The sequence below is a fragment of the Streptomyces globisporus genome (assembly GCF_003501885.1).
GTDB classification, from domain to species: domain Bacteria; phylum Actinomycetota; class Actinomycetes; order Streptomycetales; family Streptomycetaceae; genus Streptomyces; species Streptomyces globisporus_D.
This window is the reverse complement of sequence record NZ_QWFA01000151.1, coordinates 1-15850: the sequence shown is the minus strand read 5'-3', so window position 1 is coordinate 15850 and position 15850 is coordinate 1. Positions and strand designations below refer to the sequence as shown.

At 72.9% G+C, this 15850-nt stretch carries 18 protein-coding genes and 1 pseudogene; 11 read left to right on the top strand and 8 right to left on the bottom strand.

All coding sequences use genetic code 11. The features are described from left to right. Positions 1-868, top strand: an 868-nt coding sequence (locus D3105_RS24620; protein ID WP_118905224.1) for an ATP-binding cassette domain-containing protein, incomplete at its 5' end; no start/stop codon positions are given. Here the strand turns inward: D3105_RS24620 and D3105_RS24615 are convergent. The 3 genes from D3105_RS24615 to D3105_RS24605 all read right to left on the bottom strand — a co-directional run bounded on the left by D3105_RS24615 (position 837) and on the right by D3105_RS24605 (position 3693). Next, the gene (locus tag D3105_RS24615) at positions 837-1442 is read right to left on the bottom strand and encodes a response regulator transcription factor (protein ID WP_118905223.1); all 606 of its coding nucleotides are present in this window, start codon (positions 1440-1442) and stop codon (positions 837-839) included. The two genes, D3105_RS24620 and D3105_RS24615, sit on opposite strands and share 32 nt — an antisense overlap. A 303-nt stretch (positions 1443-1745) precedes the next feature. After that, on the bottom strand, positions 1746-2627 hold the full coding sequence (locus D3105_RS24610; protein ID WP_118905222.1) for a transglutaminase-like domain-containing protein: 882 nt from the start codon (positions 2625-2627) through the stop codon (positions 1746-1748). 70 nt (positions 2628-2697) lie between these two features. Continuing rightward, positions 2698-3693, bottom strand: a complete 996-nt coding sequence (locus tag D3105_RS24605; protein WP_118905221.1) for a GNAT family N-acetyltransferase — start codon at positions 3691-3693, stop codon at positions 2698-2700. A 117-nt stretch (positions 3694-3810) separates the two neighbouring features. Between D3105_RS24605 and fdxA the strand changes: the two genes are divergently transcribed. Continuing rightward, on the top strand, positions 3811-4131 hold the full coding sequence (gene fdxA, locus D3105_RS24600) for a ferredoxin (RefSeq protein ID WP_003966501.1): 321 nt from the start codon (positions 3811-3813) through the stop codon (positions 4129-4131). A gap of 106 nt (positions 4132-4237) precedes the next feature. Beyond that, the gene (locus D3105_RS24595) at positions 4238-5332 is read left to right on the top strand and encodes a bifunctional succinyldiaminopimelate transaminase/glutamate-prephenate aminotransferase (RefSeq protein ID WP_118905220.1); all 1095 of its coding nucleotides are present in this window, start codon (positions 4238-4240) and stop codon (positions 5330-5332) included. Between the two features lie 99 nt (positions 5333-5431). On the opposite strand, the gene D3105_RS24590 is transcribed toward D3105_RS24595, so the two are convergent. Both D3105_RS24590 and D3105_RS24585 read right to left on the bottom strand, forming a co-directional pair. Continuing rightward, on the bottom strand, positions 5432-5899 hold the full coding sequence (locus tag D3105_RS24590) for an ATP-binding protein (protein ID WP_118905219.1): 468 nt from the start codon (positions 5897-5899) through the stop codon (positions 5432-5434). Between the two features lie 290 nt (positions 5900-6189). Next, on the bottom strand, positions 6190-7116 hold the full coding sequence (locus D3105_RS24585) for a hypothetical protein (RefSeq protein WP_240647004.1): 927 nt from the start codon (positions 7114-7116) through the stop codon (positions 6190-6192). Positions 7117-7177: 61 nt separating this feature from the next. On the opposite strand from D3105_RS24585, the gene dapE reads away from it, so the two are divergent. Further along, positions 7178-8269, top strand: coding sequence for a succinyl-diaminopimelate desuccinylase (gene dapE / locus D3105_RS24580; RefSeq protein ID WP_118905217.1), 1092 nt, complete (start codon positions 7178-7180; stop codon positions 8267-8269). A gap of 119 nt (positions 8270-8388) precedes the next feature. Next, positions 8389-9174, top strand: coding sequence for a TIGR00730 family Rossman fold protein (locus D3105_RS24575; RefSeq protein ID WP_118905216.1), 786 nt, complete (start codon positions 8389-8391; stop codon positions 9172-9174). A 172-nt stretch (positions 9175-9346) separates the two neighbouring features. On the opposite strand, the gene folP is transcribed toward D3105_RS24575, so the two are convergent. After that, positions 9347-10219, bottom strand: a complete 873-nt coding sequence (folP, locus tag D3105_RS24570; RefSeq protein ID WP_118905215.1) for a dihydropteroate synthase — start codon at positions 10217-10219, stop codon at positions 9347-9349. A 130-nt stretch (positions 10220-10349) separates the two neighbouring features. On the opposite strand from folP, the gene D3105_RS24565 reads away from it, so the two are divergent. Both D3105_RS24565 and D3105_RS24560 read left to right on the top strand, forming a co-directional pair. Further along, complete coding sequence (locus D3105_RS24565; protein ID WP_412080957.1) at positions 10350-10763, top strand: cell division protein DivIVA; 414 nt, start codon at positions 10350-10352, stop codon at positions 10761-10763. After that, complete coding sequence (locus D3105_RS24560; protein WP_118905213.1) at positions 10760-11353, top strand: DNA-3-methyladenine glycosylase I; 594 nt, start codon at positions 10760-10762, stop codon at positions 11351-11353. The genes D3105_RS24565 and D3105_RS24560 overlap by 4 nt, the downstream gene beginning before the upstream one ends. A 17-nt stretch (positions 11354-11370) precedes the next feature. Here D3105_RS24560 and D3105_RS24555 read toward each other — a convergent pair whose 3' ends face one another. Next, positions 11371-12183: an enoyl-CoA hydratase/isomerase family protein gene (locus D3105_RS24555; RefSeq protein WP_118905212.1), complete on the bottom strand. Its 813-nt coding sequence runs from the start codon at positions 12181-12183 to the stop codon at positions 11371-11373. Positions 12184-12499: 316 nt separating this feature from the next. On the opposite strand from D3105_RS24555, the gene D3105_RS24550 reads away from it, so the two are divergent. Continuing rightward, positions 12500-12667 (top strand): DUF3117 domain-containing protein, encoded by a 168-nt coding sequence (locus tag D3105_RS24550; protein WP_003966491.1) that lies wholly within the window; start codon positions 12500-12502, stop codon positions 12665-12667. A 96-nt stretch (positions 12668-12763) separates the two neighbouring features. Here D3105_RS24550 and D3105_RS24545 read toward each other — a convergent pair whose 3' ends face one another. Further along, a complete protein-coding gene (locus D3105_RS24545; RefSeq protein ID WP_118905211.1) occupies positions 12764-13429 on the bottom strand; it encodes an O-methyltransferase in 666 nt (221 codons plus the stop codon). A gap of 178 nt (positions 13430-13607) precedes the next feature. Here D3105_RS24545 and sigE point away from each other — a divergent pair, with 178 nt between their 5' ends. The 3 genes and pseudogenes from sigE to D3105_RS24530 all read left to right on the top strand — a co-directional run. Continuing rightward, positions 13608-14369, top strand: a complete 762-nt coding sequence (sigE, locus tag D3105_RS24540) for an RNA polymerase sigma factor SigE (protein WP_176711568.1) — start codon at positions 13608-13610, stop codon at positions 14367-14369. After that, on the top strand, positions 14366-15436 hold the full coding sequence (locus tag D3105_RS24535; RefSeq protein WP_118905210.1) for an anti-sigma factor family protein: 1071 nt from the start codon (positions 14366-14368) through the stop codon (positions 15434-15436). The genes sigE and D3105_RS24535 overlap by 4 nt, the downstream gene beginning before the upstream one ends. 92 nt (positions 15437-15528) lie before the next feature. Further along, positions 15529-15850: pseudogene (locus D3105_RS24530) on the top strand (protease); the annotation flags it as partial.

Sequence of the window (15850 nt, the reverse complement as noted above, 5' to 3'; positions counted from 1 at the left end):
CCCGCCCGCCGACGAACCGGCCCGTGAGGCCGCCCCGCCCGCCTCTCGGAGTGCTGCCCGCGAGGCCACCCCGGTCGCCGAACTCCACGAGGTCACCTTCGCGTACGGGCCCCGCGCCCACCCCGTCCTGGACCGGCTCTCCCTGACGGTCGGGGCGGGCGAGCACCTCGCGGTCGTCGGCCCGAGCGGCAGCGGCAAGTCGACCCTGGCCGCCGTCCTCGCCGGCACCGAGCGGCCCACCGGAGGAGCGGTGCGGTGGCGGGGGCGCCCGGCGCGGCCGGCCGACGCCACCTCCGTACGCGTCCTGCTGCCCCAGCACGCCTACGTGTTCAGCGGATCGCTGCGGGACAACCTCCGCTACCTCCGGCCCGACGCCCGCGACCGGGAGATCGCGGCCATGGCGGACGCGGTCGGCCTGGACACGCTGCTCACCCGGCTCGGCTCCCTCGAGGCGGCCGTCGAACCGGACCGGCTCTCCCAGGGCGAACGGCAGCTCGTCGCCCTCGGCCGGGCCTACCTCGCCGCCCCGCCGCTGCTGATCCTCGACGAGGCCACCAGCCGGCTCGACCCGGCCGCCGAGACCCGCGCCGAGCTGGCGTTCGCCGCCCTGCCGGGTGCGCTGGTCGTCGTAGCCCACCGGCTCAGCTCGGCCCGCCGCGCCGACCGGATCCTGGTGATGGACGGCCCGCGCACCCAGTGCGACACCCCCGCCGAACTCCTGCGTACCAGCGCCCTCTACCGCGACCTGTCCGGCCTCTGGGAACCGGAGGAAGAGGCGGAGGGCGAGCCGGAAGCGCCGACGGAAGAGCGGCCGCGTGACGAGGAGCGCGCCGTCATCAGATCCACCCCGCCTCCTTCGCCCGTCTGATCGCGTCCAGCCGATTCCGCGCCCCGGACTTCCGGATGGCGGCGGCCAGATAGTTGCGAACGGTCCCCGGGGTCAGATGCAGCCGCGCGGCTATCCCGGCCACGTTGTCCCCCTCCTCGGCCATCGAGAGCACACTCAATTCCCGTGGCGATAACGGCATGTCGGCCACCTGCAGGAGGCTGAAGGCCAGCGACTCGTCGATATGCCGTCCACCGTCCGCCAATTTGTGCATCACCTCGGACAGGTCGTCCACCGGGCGGTACTTGTCGATGTAGCCGAGCGCCCCCGCCTCGTACGCCCGCCGCAGGCCGCGCGGCTGGTCGCTGCGGGTGAGCACGGCGAGAGGATACGTTCCTCCATGCGGTGCGGTGACCGCCTTCACCTCGTCGAGTACGTCCCGTGCACCCGGACAGTCGAGGTCGGTGAGCAGCACGTCGGGGCCCGCACCGCTCAGCGCGGCGCGTATCGCGCCGCGTTCGGCGGTGCGGACCTCTATGCCCTGCCCCGTGCCGAGGAGCGATGCCAGCGATGCGCGCCACAACGGCACGGTGTGGACCAGCAGCACGGTTGTCATCAATCTGCCCTCAGCTCTTCTCTCCCGGCCGCCCAACGCGGAATGCGATGGAACGTGCGCGCCCCGTTACGGGTTTCCAGTTGAGCGCATGGACATTCGTGTACGCCGACGAACGGGCCGAATAACGCGACCGTTGGGCGCGGAAGGGGGCGTTCGGATGTAAACCGGGAGCGCACATCGCTCACAGACCCATCCGTCTCGCCACCGCCGGGGCGGTTGCACGAGTGACGCCAGGCGGATTTCCGTGGATCGGCGCATCCCTGGATTTGCCGATCCGTGGATTTCTTTGCCGGAGGGCCGGGTTCAGTTCAGCAGGGCGCGCGCCGCCTGAGCCTTGCGCCGGATGTTCTCGGCCGTCGTCGGCTCGATCTCGGCGAGGATCTCCGCATATTCCTCCATCTCCGCCGCCCCGCGCAGGAATTCACCGCGCTGGACGAGGAGCTGGGCGTGCTCGTAGCGGAGCCTGGCCGGATGCGAGGGCAGGAGCAGCGACAGCTCCACCGCCCACAGGGCCACGTCCGTGCGCTCGGGCCGGGCCGCCGCCCACGCCCGGATGTTGTTCAGGATCCGCAGCACGATCTCCAGCGGGCGGGCGGGCACCATCATCGACGGCTCCAGCGCCGCCCCGGTCGCCCCCGTGACCAGCAGCTCCGCGTCCTGGCCGGTCAGCGGCGCGCCCCCGGCGAAGGGGTCGGCCAGCACCGGGTGTTCCCGGTCGCCGAAGCCGACCACGAAGTGCCCGGGCAGCGCCACCCCGTACACCGGTGCGCCCGCCCTCCTCGCGACCTCGATCCAGACGACCGAGAGCAGGATCGGCAGGCCCCGGCGGCGGCGCAGCACCTGCTGGAGGAGCGAGGAGTCCAGCCGCTGGTAGTCGGCCGACGAGCCGCCGAATCCGCAGCGCTCGCCCAGCAGTTCGGCCAGTGCGGAGGCCCAGCCGGCGGGGGAGCGGGAGCCGTGGGGCAGCAGCCCCGCCAGCCGGTCCAGCTCGATCTGCGCGGCGTCGATGCCGTACGGGTCGGGGACGGTCTCCCCCGGAGTCACCGTCCGGACCTCGGCCGGCCCCACCGGTCCGGCCTCCGCGCCCAGCAGCAGGCACAGGAGGGCGAGGTCCGGCCGCTCGGACCTGGCCTCCTCGGCGAACTGCCGCCGCCGCTCGGCCGCCCCGGAATCCAGCCCGCTCATATCCGACCCACGCCCCTGCTCGTCCTGTCCCCGCCCCGGTCCCGGCCCTCGACGTCCGCCGCGCGGCCCCTCACGCCGAGCGGTAGTGGTGGTACCGGTGATGGCCCGTGAAGCCCATGCCGTCGTACAGGGCCCGCGCCCCCTCGTTGTCCTCCTCGACCTGGAGCCAGGCCGCCGAAGCGCCCTCGTCCAGCGCGCGCCGGGCCAGCGCGGTCATCACCGTCGTGGCCAGCCCGCGCCGCCGCTGCTCAGGTGCGACCTCGACGGCCATGAACCCGGCCCACCGGCCGTCCACGACACACCGCCCGATCGCGTCCGGCGCGTCGCCGCTGCCCGGCGCCGTGGCGAACCAGACCGAAGGGCCGCTGTCCAGCACCCGCAGCACATGCGGACCGGGCGTGGAGAAGCGCTGGTAGCGGGCGAGCCAGGCCGCGTCCGGCTCCCGGGTCAGCCGGACCGCGGACACCTCCGCCGCCCGGTCCCCGACCGGCGCCAGCGCGGCGATCCGCACCTCCGCCGAGACCTCGCGCCGCCAGCCGTGCCGCTCCAGCTCCGCGCACAGGAGCTCCTGCGCGCCCTCGGCCCCGGTCGCCGTCTGGACGTACGCGGGCAGGCCCCGCTCCTCGTACCAGCGGCGGACGCGCCCGAACGCCTCGCCGAGCGGCAGACCCGGATCGCCGAGCGGCAGGACGGAGTTGGCGCGCCGGGTGAAGCCCCCGGCCGCGCGCAGCCGCCAGTCGCCCAGCGCCTCGCTCTCCACCGGCTGCCAGGCGCGCGCGGTGACGGCCGCCAGCTCCTCGAAGGAGGCGGCGGGGCCCCGGCGCCGGGCCGGGGCGGCGGGCACGACCTTGCCCGCGACCAGGGAGGATTCCACGATGTGGACGGATTCTCCGCTCTTTCGTGTGATCGACACCACACCGTCGTTCCATGATGTGAGCACGCCGACCACGTCGGTGAACTCCACGCCCGTGCCGCCGCTGTCCGTCCGGCGCCGTACGGACACACGTTTGCCCACGTCAGCGGGTGTGATGCGGACTTCCAGCCGTCCGCCGATGGTGAATTCCACAGCTCTGTCCGCCCCTCCTGTTCGGATCGTGCCCGAGAACGGAGATACTAGGGGCGGGCATCGACGACGCCGCGCTCCCGCGCGAGAGCCAACGCCCTACCGAGGAGGAACGACAGCGTGACCTACGTCATCGCGCAGCCTTGTGTCGACGTGAAGGACAAGGCCTGCATCGAAGAGTGCCCCGTCGACTGCATCTACGAGGGCCAGCGGTCCTTGTACATCCACCCGGACGAGTGCGTCGACTGTGGAGCCTGTGAGCCGGTGTGCCCGGTCGAGGCCATCTTCTACGAGGACGACACTCCGGAGGAGTGGAAGGACTACTACAAGGCGAACGTCGAGTTCTTCGACGACCTCGGCTCGCCGGGCGGTGCTTCCAAGCTCGGTCTCATCGAGCGCGACCACGCGTTCGTCGCCGGACTGCCGCCGCAGAACCAGTAAGCGGCGGCACCACGCGCGCAGCCCGGTCCCGTACGGCTCGTCCCCGTGCGGGACCGAGCCGTTTCCCGTGCCGCCGTACCCGAACACCCCGAGAAAGCAGAGCCCCGTGTCCGCAGTCTCCTCCCGCCTCCCGGTCTTCCCCTGGGACAAGCTCGCGCCCTACAAGTCGACGGCCCAGGCCCACCCGGACGGCATCGTGGACCTGTCGGTCGGCACCCCGGTCGACCCGGTCCCCGAGCTGATCCAGCGGGCGCTGGTCGCCGCCGCGGACAGCCCCGGCTATCCGACGGTGTGGGGCACCGAGGCGCTGCGGGACGCGCTCACCGGCTGGGTGGAGCGCCGCCTCGGCGCGGTCGGCGTCACCCACGCCAACGTGCTGCCGGTCGTCGGCTCCAAGGAGCTGGTGGCCTGGCTGCCCACGCAGCTCGGGCTCGGTACGGGCGACAAGGTGGCCTACCCCCGGCTCGCGTACCCGACGTACGAGGTCGGCGCCCGGCTCTGCGGCGCGGAGCCCGTCGTCTACGACGACCCGACCGAGCTGGACCCGACGGGGCTGAAGCTGCTCTGGCTCAACTCGCCGTCCAACCCCACCGGCAAGGTGCTGGCCAAGGACGAGTTGACCCGGATCGTCGCCTGGGCGCGCGAGCACGGTGTCCTCGTCTTCAGCGACGAGTGCTACCTGGAGCTGGGCTGGGACGCCGAACCGGTCTCGGTGCTCCACCCGGACGTCTGCGGCGGCCACTACGACGGCATCGTGGCGGTCCACTCCCTCTCCAAGCGCTCCAACCTGGCCGGATACCGGGCCGCGTTCATCGCGGGCGACGCGGCCGTCCTCGGTGAGCTGCTGCTGATCCGCAAGCACGGCGGGATGATGACGGCCGCCCCCGTCCAGGCCGCCACCGTCGCCGCCCTCGGCGACGACGTGCACGTCTCCGAGCAGCGCGCCCGGTACGCCGACCGGCGCCTCGCCCTCCGTGCGGCCCTGGAGGCGCACGGCTTCCGCATCGAGCACAGCGAGGCGAGCCTCTACCTGTGGGCGACCCGCGACGAACCGTGCTGGGACACCGTGGCGTACCTCGCGGAGCGGGGCATCCTGGTCGCGCCCGGCGACTTCTACGGTCCGGCGGGCGCGAGCTTCGTGCGGGTGGCGTTCACCGCGACGGACGAGCGGGTGGCGGCGGCGGTCAAGCGCCTGTCCTGACCCGGATACGCCGGAGGGGCTGGATACGCGGGGCGCGGTCAACGCGGGAGGGCCTGAGGAGTGCGCACTCCTCAGGCCCTCCGGCATGTGCGTGGGGGATCAGCCGATCGGCAGGCCGTTCAGCGGCAGGCCGTCGGTGGGCAGGCCGCCCTGGGTGACGGCGTCGGTGGGCAGCCCGCCGCCGAGGCCGTCGGTCGGCAGACCGCCACCGGCGGCTTCGGTCACCCCGCCGACGGCCTCGCCCGCGTTGCCCGCGGCCTGGCCTGCGGTCTCCTGCGCGGCCGGGACGGCGACCTTGGCGGACGTGCCGACGGTCTCGCCCGCCGCCGGGAGCGCGGTGCCGACGAGCCTGCCGCCGGTCTCCCCGGCGGCCTGGGTGCCCTGCCGGGCGGCGCTGTCCAGGGTGTTGCCGACGTTCGCGCCGTCCAGTGCGGTCAGGCCGCCCAGCTCCGGGGCCGCCGGGAGATCTGCGGCGCTCGCGGCACCGGCCGCACCGACCACGGGGGTCGCGCCAGCGGCGATCAGCAGCGCGGCACGAGCGATCCGACGGGTCAGGGGGAGGGACATGATGCTCCTTCAGCGGGTTGTGCACGAATCTGTCTGTCCGGTGATCGGACGCACTGACAACCGCTTCGGGGGAGGGGAAGGTTGCGGCGGGCAAAGGTAAAGACTGAGTAATGCGTCCGATTATCCGCAGCGGAAGAACCCGGGCAAACAATCCATACCGCCGGGACCCGATGAACCGTCACTTCCCTTGGCGCGCAAGGGAATCGGAGCGGAGGGGTAAGGGCGCGAGAAGCCGCGCGGAAAGAGTCCGGGGGCTCTGCCCCCATGGTCCGTACGAGTGACGGGGCGTACTACTGAGCGACCTGGATCCTGACCGCGGCCGTGTCCGTTTCCTTGCCCTTCGCGTCTTCCGTCCGCCAGCCCGTCCCGGCGTCCCAGACCCGGTCCGCATAGCTCACGCGCTCGATCCGCAGCGCCTCGGACTGCGCCACGGCCCAGTGCGCCAGCTCCCAGCCGCGCCGCGGCGACCCCTGGTCCTCGGCCCGCGCCGAGGTCGCCGGGACGGGCACCGAGACGGTCGAGGCGGCGGCCGAGCCCGCGGCCTTCGCGGCGGGCAGCACGTCCTTGCCGAAGGCCCGCACCAGCTCGGCCCGCACCTGCCCGGCATCCCCCGGGCCCTCGGCCGTGGCGGTGGACGGGGTGCAGTTCAGCGCGGCCGGCCGGCGCCCGGTCAGCGCGGCCGCGAGCAGCGCGGCGTCCGGCTCGTGCTTCGCGTACGCCTGCGGGAACCCGCTGCGCTGCACGCGCTGCGCGGCCACGGTCAGCGGCAGCCGCGAGTAGCCCGGGACCTCGGCGAGATGGTCGTAGAACTCCCCGGACGAGTAGACCGGGTCCATGATCTGCGCGGGCGTGCCCCAGCCCTGCGAGGGCCGCTGCTGGAACAGTCCCAGTGAGTCCCGGTCCCCGTAGTCGATGTTGCGGAGCGTGGACTCCTGGAGCGCGGTCGCCAGCGCGATCGTCACCGCCCGCTCGGGCATCCGCCGGGTGGTGCCCACCGCGGAGATCGTCGCCGCGTTGACGGCCTGGGCCAGGCTCATCTCGTACCGCTGGGTCTCGCCCTCGTCCCCGTCCTTCGCCTCCACGACACAGCGCGGCGGGTTCTTCGAACCGGAGGAGTCGTACTGCACGGCCAGATAGCCGCCGAGCGCCGCGAGCACGGCGAAGGCGGCCCCGTAGCGGAAGAGGCGTCGTCGGCGAGGGCTGGCTGTCCTGGACACGGGCCCACCGTACTGGAGGCCCCGGGCGGGGCGGATACCCCTGTCGCTTAGGGTCGGGTCCATGGCCGACAGCACCCTTGACCCCGCCCTTGACCTCACCCTGGACGGACCGGCGCTCACCGCCCGGCTCGTCGACTTCCCCTCGGTCAGCGGGGAGGAGAAGGCCCTCGCCGACGCGATCGAATCGGCCCTGCGCGCGCTGCCGCACCTCACCGTCGACCGGTACGGCAACAACGTCGTCGCCCGCACGAACCTGGGCCGCGCCGAGCGCGTCGTCCTCGCCGGGCACATCGACACCGTGCCGATCGCCGACAACGTCCCCTCCCGCCTCGACGGGAACGGCGTCCTCTGGGGCTGCGGGACCTCCGACATGAAGTCCGGCGTCGCCGTCCAGCTCCGGATCGCCGCGACGGTCCCCGAGCCCAACCGCGACCTGACCTTCATCTTCTACGACAACGAAGAGGTCGCCGCCCACCTCAACGGCCTGGGCCACATCGCCGACGCGCACCCCGAGTGGCTCGCCGGAGACTTCGCCGTGCTGCTGGAGCCCTCCGACGGCGAGGTCGAGGGCGGCTGCCAGGGCACCCTGCGGGTCCACCTGCGCATGACGGGGGAGCGGGCCCACTCGGCGCGCAGCTGGATGGGGTCCAACGCGATCCACGCCGCCGCCCCGATCCTGGCCGCCCTCGCCGCGTACGAGCCCCGCCGCCCCGTCATCGACGGCCTCGAATACCACGAGGGCCTCAACGCGGTCGGCATCGAGGGCGGCGTCGCCACCAACGTGATCCCGGACGCCTGCACCGTCGTCGTCAACTACCGCTACGCCCCCGACCGCACCGAGGAGGAGGCCGTCGCGCATGTCCGCGAGGTCTTCGCCGACTGCGGCGTGGCCGAGATCGTCGTCGACGACCACTCCGGCGCCGCCATGCCCGGCCTCTCCCACCCCGCAGCCCAGGCCTTCATGACCGCCGTCGGCGGCACGGCCCGGCCCAAGTTCGGCTGGACCGACGTCTCCCGCTTCGGCGCGCTCGGCGTCCCCGCGGTGAACTACGGACCCGGCGACCCGATGTACGCCCACAAGCGCGACGAGCACGTGGCCGTCGACAAGATCACCCACTGCGAGGAGCGCCTCCGCTCCTGGCTGACCGACTGACCCGCTGACCGGTCGACGCACGACATTCCCCCCTCCGTAACCTCCGCCGATCTACGCTGGCCGCACGCAGCACGACACGTACGACCCAGCACGAAGCAGGTCGGTGGAGGGAGCGGAACATGGGCAACGCCGAAGACGCGCGGATCCCCGAGGGTGCGGAGGTTCCCGAGGGCGCGGTCAGCCCCGAGGAACAGTGGCTGGGCCCGGTCCTGCGCCGCAGGGAGCAGGTCCAGCCCGGTACGACCGATCAGCGGCTGCTGGACTCCGAGGGCGACTCCGAGTGGGTGCACACCGACCCCTGGCGGGTGATGCGCATCCAGTCGGAGTTCGTCGAGGGCTTCGGCGCGCTCGCCGAACTGCCGAGCGCGATCAGCGTCTTCGGCTCGGCCCGCACCCCCGCCGGATCGCCGGAGTACGAGGCCGGGGTGGCGATCGGCAAGGCCCTGGTCGACGCGGGCTTCGCGGTGATCACCGGCGGGGGCCCGGGCGCGATGGAGGCGGCCAACAAGGGCGCCCGGGAGGCCAAGGGGGTCTCGGTCGGCCTCGGCATCGAGCTGCCCTTCGAGTCGGGACTCAACCCGCACGTCGACATCGGCGTCAACTTCCGCTACTTCTTCGTCCGCAAGACGATGTTCGTGAAGTACGCCCAGGGCTTCGTGGTCCTGCCCGGCGGCCTCGGCACCCTCGACGAACTCTTCGAGGCCCTGACCCTCGTCCAGACCGGCAAGGTCACCCGCTTCCCGATCGTCCTGTTCGGCACGGCGTACTGGGGCGGCCTGATCGACTGGCTCCGCGACACGGTGGTGGCCCAGGGCAAGGCCTCGGAGAAGGACCTGCTGCTGTTCCACGTGACGGACGACGTGGAGGAAGCGGTGATGCTGGTCACGAAGGAGGTCGGGCGGTAAGCCCGTTCTCGTACGGGAGCTTCACGGCAGGTTCGGACCTTTTCCAGCCGAGCCGGGCGAAATCAAGCCCGTCCGGCGTTCGAGGACGTCTTTCAGCCCCTCCGGCGCTTGAGGAGCGGGGCCCAGGGGCAGCGCCCCGGGCCCCGCCCGCCGGGGCAGGCAGGCGGCAGGCCTACGCCAGCCCCCGCCGCGCGACCGCCGGCGCCCGATGCCCGGCGATGGACGCCACCATGTCCAGAACCTGCCGCGTCTCCGCCACCTCATGCACCCGGTACACCCGCGCCCCCAGCCACGCGGACACCGCCGTCGTCGCCAGCGTCCCGATGACCCGCTCCTTGACCGGTCGGTCCAGCGTCTCGCCCACGAAGTCCTTGTTGGACAGGGACACCAGCACCGGCCACCCGGTCTCCGCCATCTCCTGGAGACGCCGCGTCGCCTCCAGCGAATGCCGGGTGTTCTTCCCGAAGTCGTGCCCCGGATCGATCATGATCCCGTCCTCCCGCACCCCGAGCTCCACGGCCCGCTCCGCAAGCCCCACCGTCACCCGCAGGATGTCCGCCATGACGTCGTCGTACGCGATCCGGTGCGGCCGTGTCCGCGGCTCCGCGCCGCCCGCGTGCGTGCACACCAGCCCCGCCCCGTACCGCGCGGCGACCTCCGCCAGCTTCGGGTCCACCCCGCCCCATGCGTCGTTCAGTACATCCGCCCCGGCCTCGCAGACCGCCTCGCCCACATCGTGCCGCCAGGTGTCCACGCTGATCACCACGTCCGGGTGGCGGCGGCGGACCTCGGCGACGAACCCGACCGTGCGGCGCGCTTCCTCCTCGGCGGTCACCTCCTCGCCGGGGCCCGCCTTCACCCCGCCGATGTCGATGATCGCCGCGCCCTCGGCCACCGCCTGCTCGACCCGGGCGAGCGCCGGCTCGTCCCGGAACGTGGCGCCCTGGTCGTAGAAGGAGTCCGGGGTCCGGTTCACGATCGCCATGATCACCGGCTCGTGCGGACCGAATTCCCGCCGCCCCAGCCTGAGTGCCCCGCTGCGCATCCCGTGTTTCCTCCTCCGATAGCCGCCTACGACCCGCCTGCCGACCCTACGGCCTTTCGTGGCCGGCCCCGGCTTTTGTCGGTGCCGCATGGCACGATCGGTGCCGGACGAGGTTTCCGCCCCCGGGGAGATGCGCGTGTTCTGGTTCTTGCTGCTCACGATGGTCGTGGTCGTCACCGCGGTCACCCTCGCGGTGGTCGGAGGCGGTGGGAGCGCGGTGCTCCAGGACGTACCGCCCGAGCGGTTCACCGACCCGCTGCCCGCCGCCCGCCCCGTCGGCCGGGCGGACATCGAGGCGCTGCGCCTGCCCATGGCCCTGCGCGGCTACCGGATGGTGGACGTCGACGAGGCGCTGTCCCGGCTCGGCGCCGAGCTGGCCGAGCGCGACGCCCGGATCGCGGAGCTGGAATCCACCCTGGCCGGGGACCGGGCGGCCGCGGTGACGACGGGGACCGACCTGTTCAAGGAGCCCGGCGACCGGCCCGCGCCGGAGCCGGCCGAGCGCGCGGACGGCCCGGACCGCACCGAGGAGGACGGCCGATGAGCGGCGGAGCCGTGGCCGCCCCCGACGGCAGGCCGCGCTGCCCCTGGGGCCTGTCCACCGAGGACTACCTCGCCTACCACGACACCGAGTGGGGCCGGCCGGTCCACGGGGACGACGCCCTGTTCGAACGGCTCTGCCTGGAGGCCTTCCAGTCCGGGCTCTCCTGGCTGACGATCCTGCGCCGCCGCGAGACCTTCCGTACCGCCTTCGAGGGATTCCGCATCGAGTCGGTCGCGAAGTTCACCGACACCGACCGGGAACGGCTCCTGGCCGACCCGGGGATCATCCGCAACAAGGCCAAGGTCGACGCGACCCTCGCCAACGCGAAGGTGCTCGCCGGCTGGCCGGCCGGGGAGCTGGACGAGCTGATCTGGTCCTACGCCCCCGACCCGGCCGGCCGGCCCGCCCCGCGCACGCTGTCGGACGTCCCGGCCCTCACGCCGGAGTCCACCGCGCTCGCCAAGGCGCTGAAGAAGCGCTCGATCCGCTTCGTCGGCCCCACCACCGCCTACGCGCTGATGCAGGCCTGCGGACTGGTCGACGACCATCTCGCGGACTGCGTGGCGCGCGGCGGCGGTGCGCCCCGCTGAACGGCTGCTCCTGACGGCTACTTCCCGAGGTAGACCGGCTTCTCCTTGGCGAGGAACGCCTCCACCGCGATGGTGTGGTCCTGCGACGCGCCCGCCCGGGTCTGGAGTTCGTCCTCCTTCTCCAGCGTCTCGGCGAGCGTGTGCCCGGCGCCGTACGCCATCGACTCCTTCAGCGCCGCGTACGCCACCGTGGGCCCGGCGGCCAGGGTGCGGGCCACCGCCGCCGCCTGCTCGGCGAGCTCGGCCGCCGGGACGACCCGATTGACGATCCCCAGCTCCAGCGCATCCTGCGCGGAGATCGACCGCGGGAAGAACAGCAGATCGGCTGCGCGGCTCTGCCCGATCAGCCGGGGCAGGGTCCAGGACACGCCCGAGTCGGCGGTGAGGGCGACGCCCGCGAACGAGGTGTTGAAGGAGGCGGTGTCCGCGACCACCCGGTAGTCGGCCGCGAGCGCGAAACCGAACCCTGCCCCGGCCGCGACGCCGTTCACCCCGGCCACGACCGGCTTCGCCATCTCCGTGATCGCCCGCACGATCGGGTTGTAGTGCTCCCGCACCGTGCTCAGCGCGTTGCCACCGCCCGCATCGCGGGTCGCCGCGAGCGTGGCGATGTGCTCCTTGAGATCCTGGCCGACGCAGAAGGCGCGCCCGGTGGCCGTGAGCAGCACCGCCCGGACCTCCGGGTCCGCCGACGCCTCCAGCAGCGCGTCCCGCAGCGCGACCTTCGCCGCCGTGCTCAGCGCGTTCATCGCGTCGGGTCGGTTGAGCGTGATCGTCGCGAGCCCCTCGCTCACGTCGTACAGAACGGTGTTCGCCTGCTCGTCGGCCATTCCGGTTTCCCCTCGCTGCTCGGGCATCGTTGCTCCTTGCAGGCAAGCATGGCCGACGCCGGCCGGGGCAGAGATGTGACCTGCGTCTAACGATTGGCCCTCACCTGGGGGTCCGGGGCGGCGCAGTATCGCAGCCGGATCGCCGAATTGGGTGGTTTTGGGAAAGCGCGTTGCGCAAGCGATGCAGACCGATGTTGGTCATCGGGGTCGTTGATGCGGGATAATGGCGAAGAAGCAATGTGTTCGATGCCGGTGAGGCAGCGCCTGTCATGGGGCCGCCGGTTGCGATGAGCTGGTTTCAGGAAGGGGAACGAGCATGGCGGCCATGAAGCCGCGGACGGGCGACGGCCCGCTCGAGGTGACAAAGGAGGGGCGGGGCATCGTCATGCGCGTTCCGCTCGAAGGCGGCGGTCGGCTTGTTGTCGAGCTGACTCCGGACGAGGCCGATGCCCTCGGCGACGCGCTGAAGAAGGTCGTCGGCTGACGCGGAACGCCCATCACCTTCACGACTGCCCGGCACGGTCTCCGTGCCGGGCAGTCGTGCGTCCGCTCGCCCGTGGCCCCCGGGGTTCCGCGCCGCTCAGCCGCGCCGGACCGCGCAGAGCAGTCCGTCGCCGACCGGCAGCAGGGTCGACATCAGCTCCTGGCTCTCGCGCACCGCGCGCAGCAGCTCCCGCAGCCGCAGCACCTCGGCCGGCTGGGCGGCGGAGTCGACCGTGCGGCCGTCCGCGAAGACGCCCTCGAAGCAGACCAGACCGCCCGGACGCAGCAGGCGCAACGATTCAGCGAGCACATCGAGGCTCTCCAGCCGGTCCCCGTCGCAGAAGACGAGGTCGTATCCGCCGTCCGCGAGCCGGGGCAGGACGTCCAGGGCGCGGCCGGGGATGAACCGGGCCCGGTTGGTGGCGAAACCCGCCGCGCGGAACGCCTCCCGGGCGAACTGCTGACGCTCGGGCTCGGGGTCCACCGTGGTCAGGACCCCGTCCGGCCGCATTCCGTGCAGGAGATAGATGCCGGACACGCCCGTGCCCGTACCGATTTCCGCCACCGCTTTGGCGTCCGCGGCGGCGGCCAGCAGGCGCAGCGCGGCGCCGGTGCCCGGTGACACCGGGCGAAGCCCCAGCTCGCGAGCCCGGTCCCGGGCCACGTGCAGTGCTTCGTCCTCGGCGACAAAGGCGTCGGCGAACGCCCAGCTCGTCTGCCGGTTGGCGGTAATGACGCTCTCCTGTCCCCGTAGTTGGCGCAACGGTGACTGTATCCGCTGGACCCGGGAACCCGCAGATGGGACCGGGCGTTGTGCAAGGAGTGGGGAAAGCGCAGCGACCGGGTCCGCGGATCGGACCGGTGAGCCGGCTGAAAGACCCGGGCGACGCCCGGCCCCAACAGGGAAAAAGGCTTATCCGGAGCTAACGGGCGAGGTGGCTATGGTAGGGGCTCCACTGGACACCACCAGAGCCGATAGGGGAGGTGCGGCTGCGCCTGTGGACCGGGGAGGGGTGCTGAGGCGCCTGCTCAGGTCGGCCGGTGAGCCGAAATCCGTGACCAACATTGCTGACCGTTCTTCCGAAGACTCCGCACCGACCGCGACCTTCGCCTCTGATGCGGATTCTCAGGCGTGGACCCCGCCCTCATGGGAAGAGATCGTCAGCACGCACAGCGGTCGCGTGTACCGCCTTGCCTACCGGCTGACGGGAAACCAGCACGACGCCGAGGACCTGACCCAGGAGGTCTTCGTCCGGGTGTTCCGCTCGCTGTCGACGTATACGCCGGGCACCTTCGAGGGCTGGCTGCACCGCATCACGACCAACCTCTTCCTGGACATGGTCCGGCGCAAGCAGCGCATCCGCTTCGACTCGCTCGGCGACGACGCGGCCGAGCGGCTGCCCAGCCGTGAGCCCTCCCCGCAGCAGATCTTCAACGACACCCACTTCGACGCCGACGTGCAGCAGGCGCTGGACACCCTCGCGCCCGAATTCCGTGCGGCCGTGGTCCTCTGCGACATCGAGGGCCTCAGCTACGAGGAGATCGCCGCGACCCTCGGGGTGAAGCTCGGCACCGTGCGCAGCCGCATCCACCGCGGCCGCTCGCACCTGCGCAAGGCGCTCAAGCACCGTTCGCCCGAGGCCCGCGCCGAGCAGCGCTCCCTGGCGGACGCGGTCCTGGCGGGGGAGGGCGGAACGGCGTGAGTGGCACAGGTCCGACCGGTCCCACCCCTGCCGAAGCGCACCTGGGGGACCGGCTCGCCGCGCTGGTCGACGGCGAGCTGAAACACGACGCCCGTGAGCGGGTCCTGGCCCACCTGGCGACCTGCGCCAAGTGCAAGGCCGAGGCCGACGCCCAGCGCCGCCTGAAGAGCGCCTTCGCCATGTCCGTCTCACCCTCGCCCTCCGAGGGGTTCCTGGCCCGCCTGCAGGGCCTTCCCGGGGGTCCCGGCGGCGACGACACCGGCTCCGGCGGACCGTTCGGCGGCCGGGGGCCCTTCACCGACGAGTTCTTCCCCGGGCTGCGACCCTCCGGCGCCGGCACCCGCGCCGACACCAAGCCCTCCCCGCTGGACGGCTTCGGATACCTCCCCGCCACCCACGGCTCCACCGCCGTGCTGCGCGGCGGGGCCGCTTCCGGTTCGGCCTTCCGCATACACGAGGTGGGCCGGGACGCGGACCGCTCGCCCTGGCGCGGGCGGCGTTTCGCGTTCGCCGCGGCCAGCGCCGTCTCCCTCGCTGCCATCGCGCTGGGCGGCGCCCTGCCGCTGGAATCCGGTCCCGAGTCCTCCCTGCGCGCGGAGGGCGCCGGGAACAACGTCACCCCGCTCGACGCCGAGACCCGCGCGGAGAACGGCACCCAGGCGGTCAGCCGCCGGGGCGGCGGAGCCCTCTCGGTGACCGGCGAGGGCCGGGCGCCCGAGCGGCCGGGCTCCGGCAGCGCCGAGACCCGGACGAACGCGGTGCCTCCGTCGCTCGGCGGGACGACCCCGGTGGTTCCGGCCGTCACCCCTCCGGTGAACCGGCAGGGACCGCCGACCGCTCCGCCGCTGTTCGGCGCTTCGGCCTCGGGCGGGCGCCCGTTCATGCTCCCCGTGCTGAACGTGTCCGTGCCGCCTCTGATACGCCCGGCGGCCTCCGGCGCCCCGCTGCTGGCGGCGGCGCTCGGCAGCGGTGCGGAGCCGAAGACGGTTCCCTCCTCGCTGCCCTCGGGGCCGGCCCCGGGCTCGCCCGCCAACGATCTGGCGAGCCCGCTTTCCCCCCGGCCCTGACGGGACCCTGCGCAGGGTTTCGCAAACCTGGTTGAATTCCGGTGAGGGACGCCTCTGGGGGGCGTACGACAGAGGCCAGTTGCGGGGAGAGCATGGACGACGGGAAGCCCACCGGGCCGCAGGCGAAGTGGTGGAGCCGCCCCACGGCGAGGCGCGCCGCCCACCCGGAGCCGACCAACGGCCCGGCCCCGGCGGGCGCCCCGACCCCGGAGGAGCCCGCCGCTCCGGACCAGGCTCCCGTCCCGGCTCCGGTCGCGCCTGACTCCGCTTCGGCCCCTGCTGAGGTCGCCGAGGTACGGGAGCCGTCTCCGGCCGCCCCGGACCAGGCGGTTCCGAGCCCCCGGCCGTCCGGGCAGCCGCTGCACGAGCCCGACGAGTACCGCACCCCGCCCTACGGCGGTCCCGGTCCCTGGG

Bases quoted from the DNA above. Each gene is read 5' to 3' on its own strand.
- D3105_RS24615 (WP_118905223.1), bottom strand. From the start codon at position 1,442: ATGACAACCGTGCTGCTGGTCCACACCGTGCCGTTGTGGCGCGCATCG.
- D3105_RS24610 (WP_118905222.1), bottom strand. From the start codon at position 2,627: ATGAGCGGGCTGGATTCCGGGGCGGCCGAGCGGCGGCGGCAGTTCGCC.
- D3105_RS24590 (WP_118905219.1), bottom strand. From the start codon at position 5,899: ATGTCCCTCCCCCTGACCCGTCGGATCGCTCGTGCCGCGCTGCTGATC.
- dapE (WP_118905217.1), top strand. From the start codon at position 7,178: ATGGCCGACAGCACCCTTGACCCCGCCCTTGACCTCACCCTGGACGGA.
- D3105_RS24575 (WP_118905216.1), top strand. From the start codon at position 8,389: ATGGGCAACGCCGAAGACGCGCGGATCCCCGAGGGTGCGGAGGTTCCC.
- folP (WP_118905215.1), bottom strand. From the start codon at position 10,219: ATGCGCAGCGGGGCACTCAGGCTGGGGCGGCGGGAATTCGGTCCGCAC.
- D3105_RS24565 (WP_412080957.1), top strand. From the start codon at position 10,350: ATGCGCGTGTTCTGGTTCTTGCTGCTCACGATGGTCGTGGTCGTCACC.
- D3105_RS24560 (WP_118905213.1), top strand. From the start codon at position 10,760: ATGAGCGGCGGAGCCGTGGCCGCCCCCGACGGCAGGCCGCGCTGCCCC.
- D3105_RS24555 (WP_118905212.1), bottom strand. From the start codon at position 12,183: ATGGCCGACGAGCAGGCGAACACCGTTCTGTACGACGTGAGCGAGGGG.
- D3105_RS24550 (WP_003966491.1), top strand. From the start codon at position 12,500: ATGGCGGCCATGAAGCCGCGGACGGGCGACGGCCCGCTCGAGGTGACA.
- sigE (WP_176711568.1), top strand. From the start codon at position 13,608: ATGGTAGGGGCTCCACTGGACACCACCAGAGCCGATAGGGGAGGTGCG.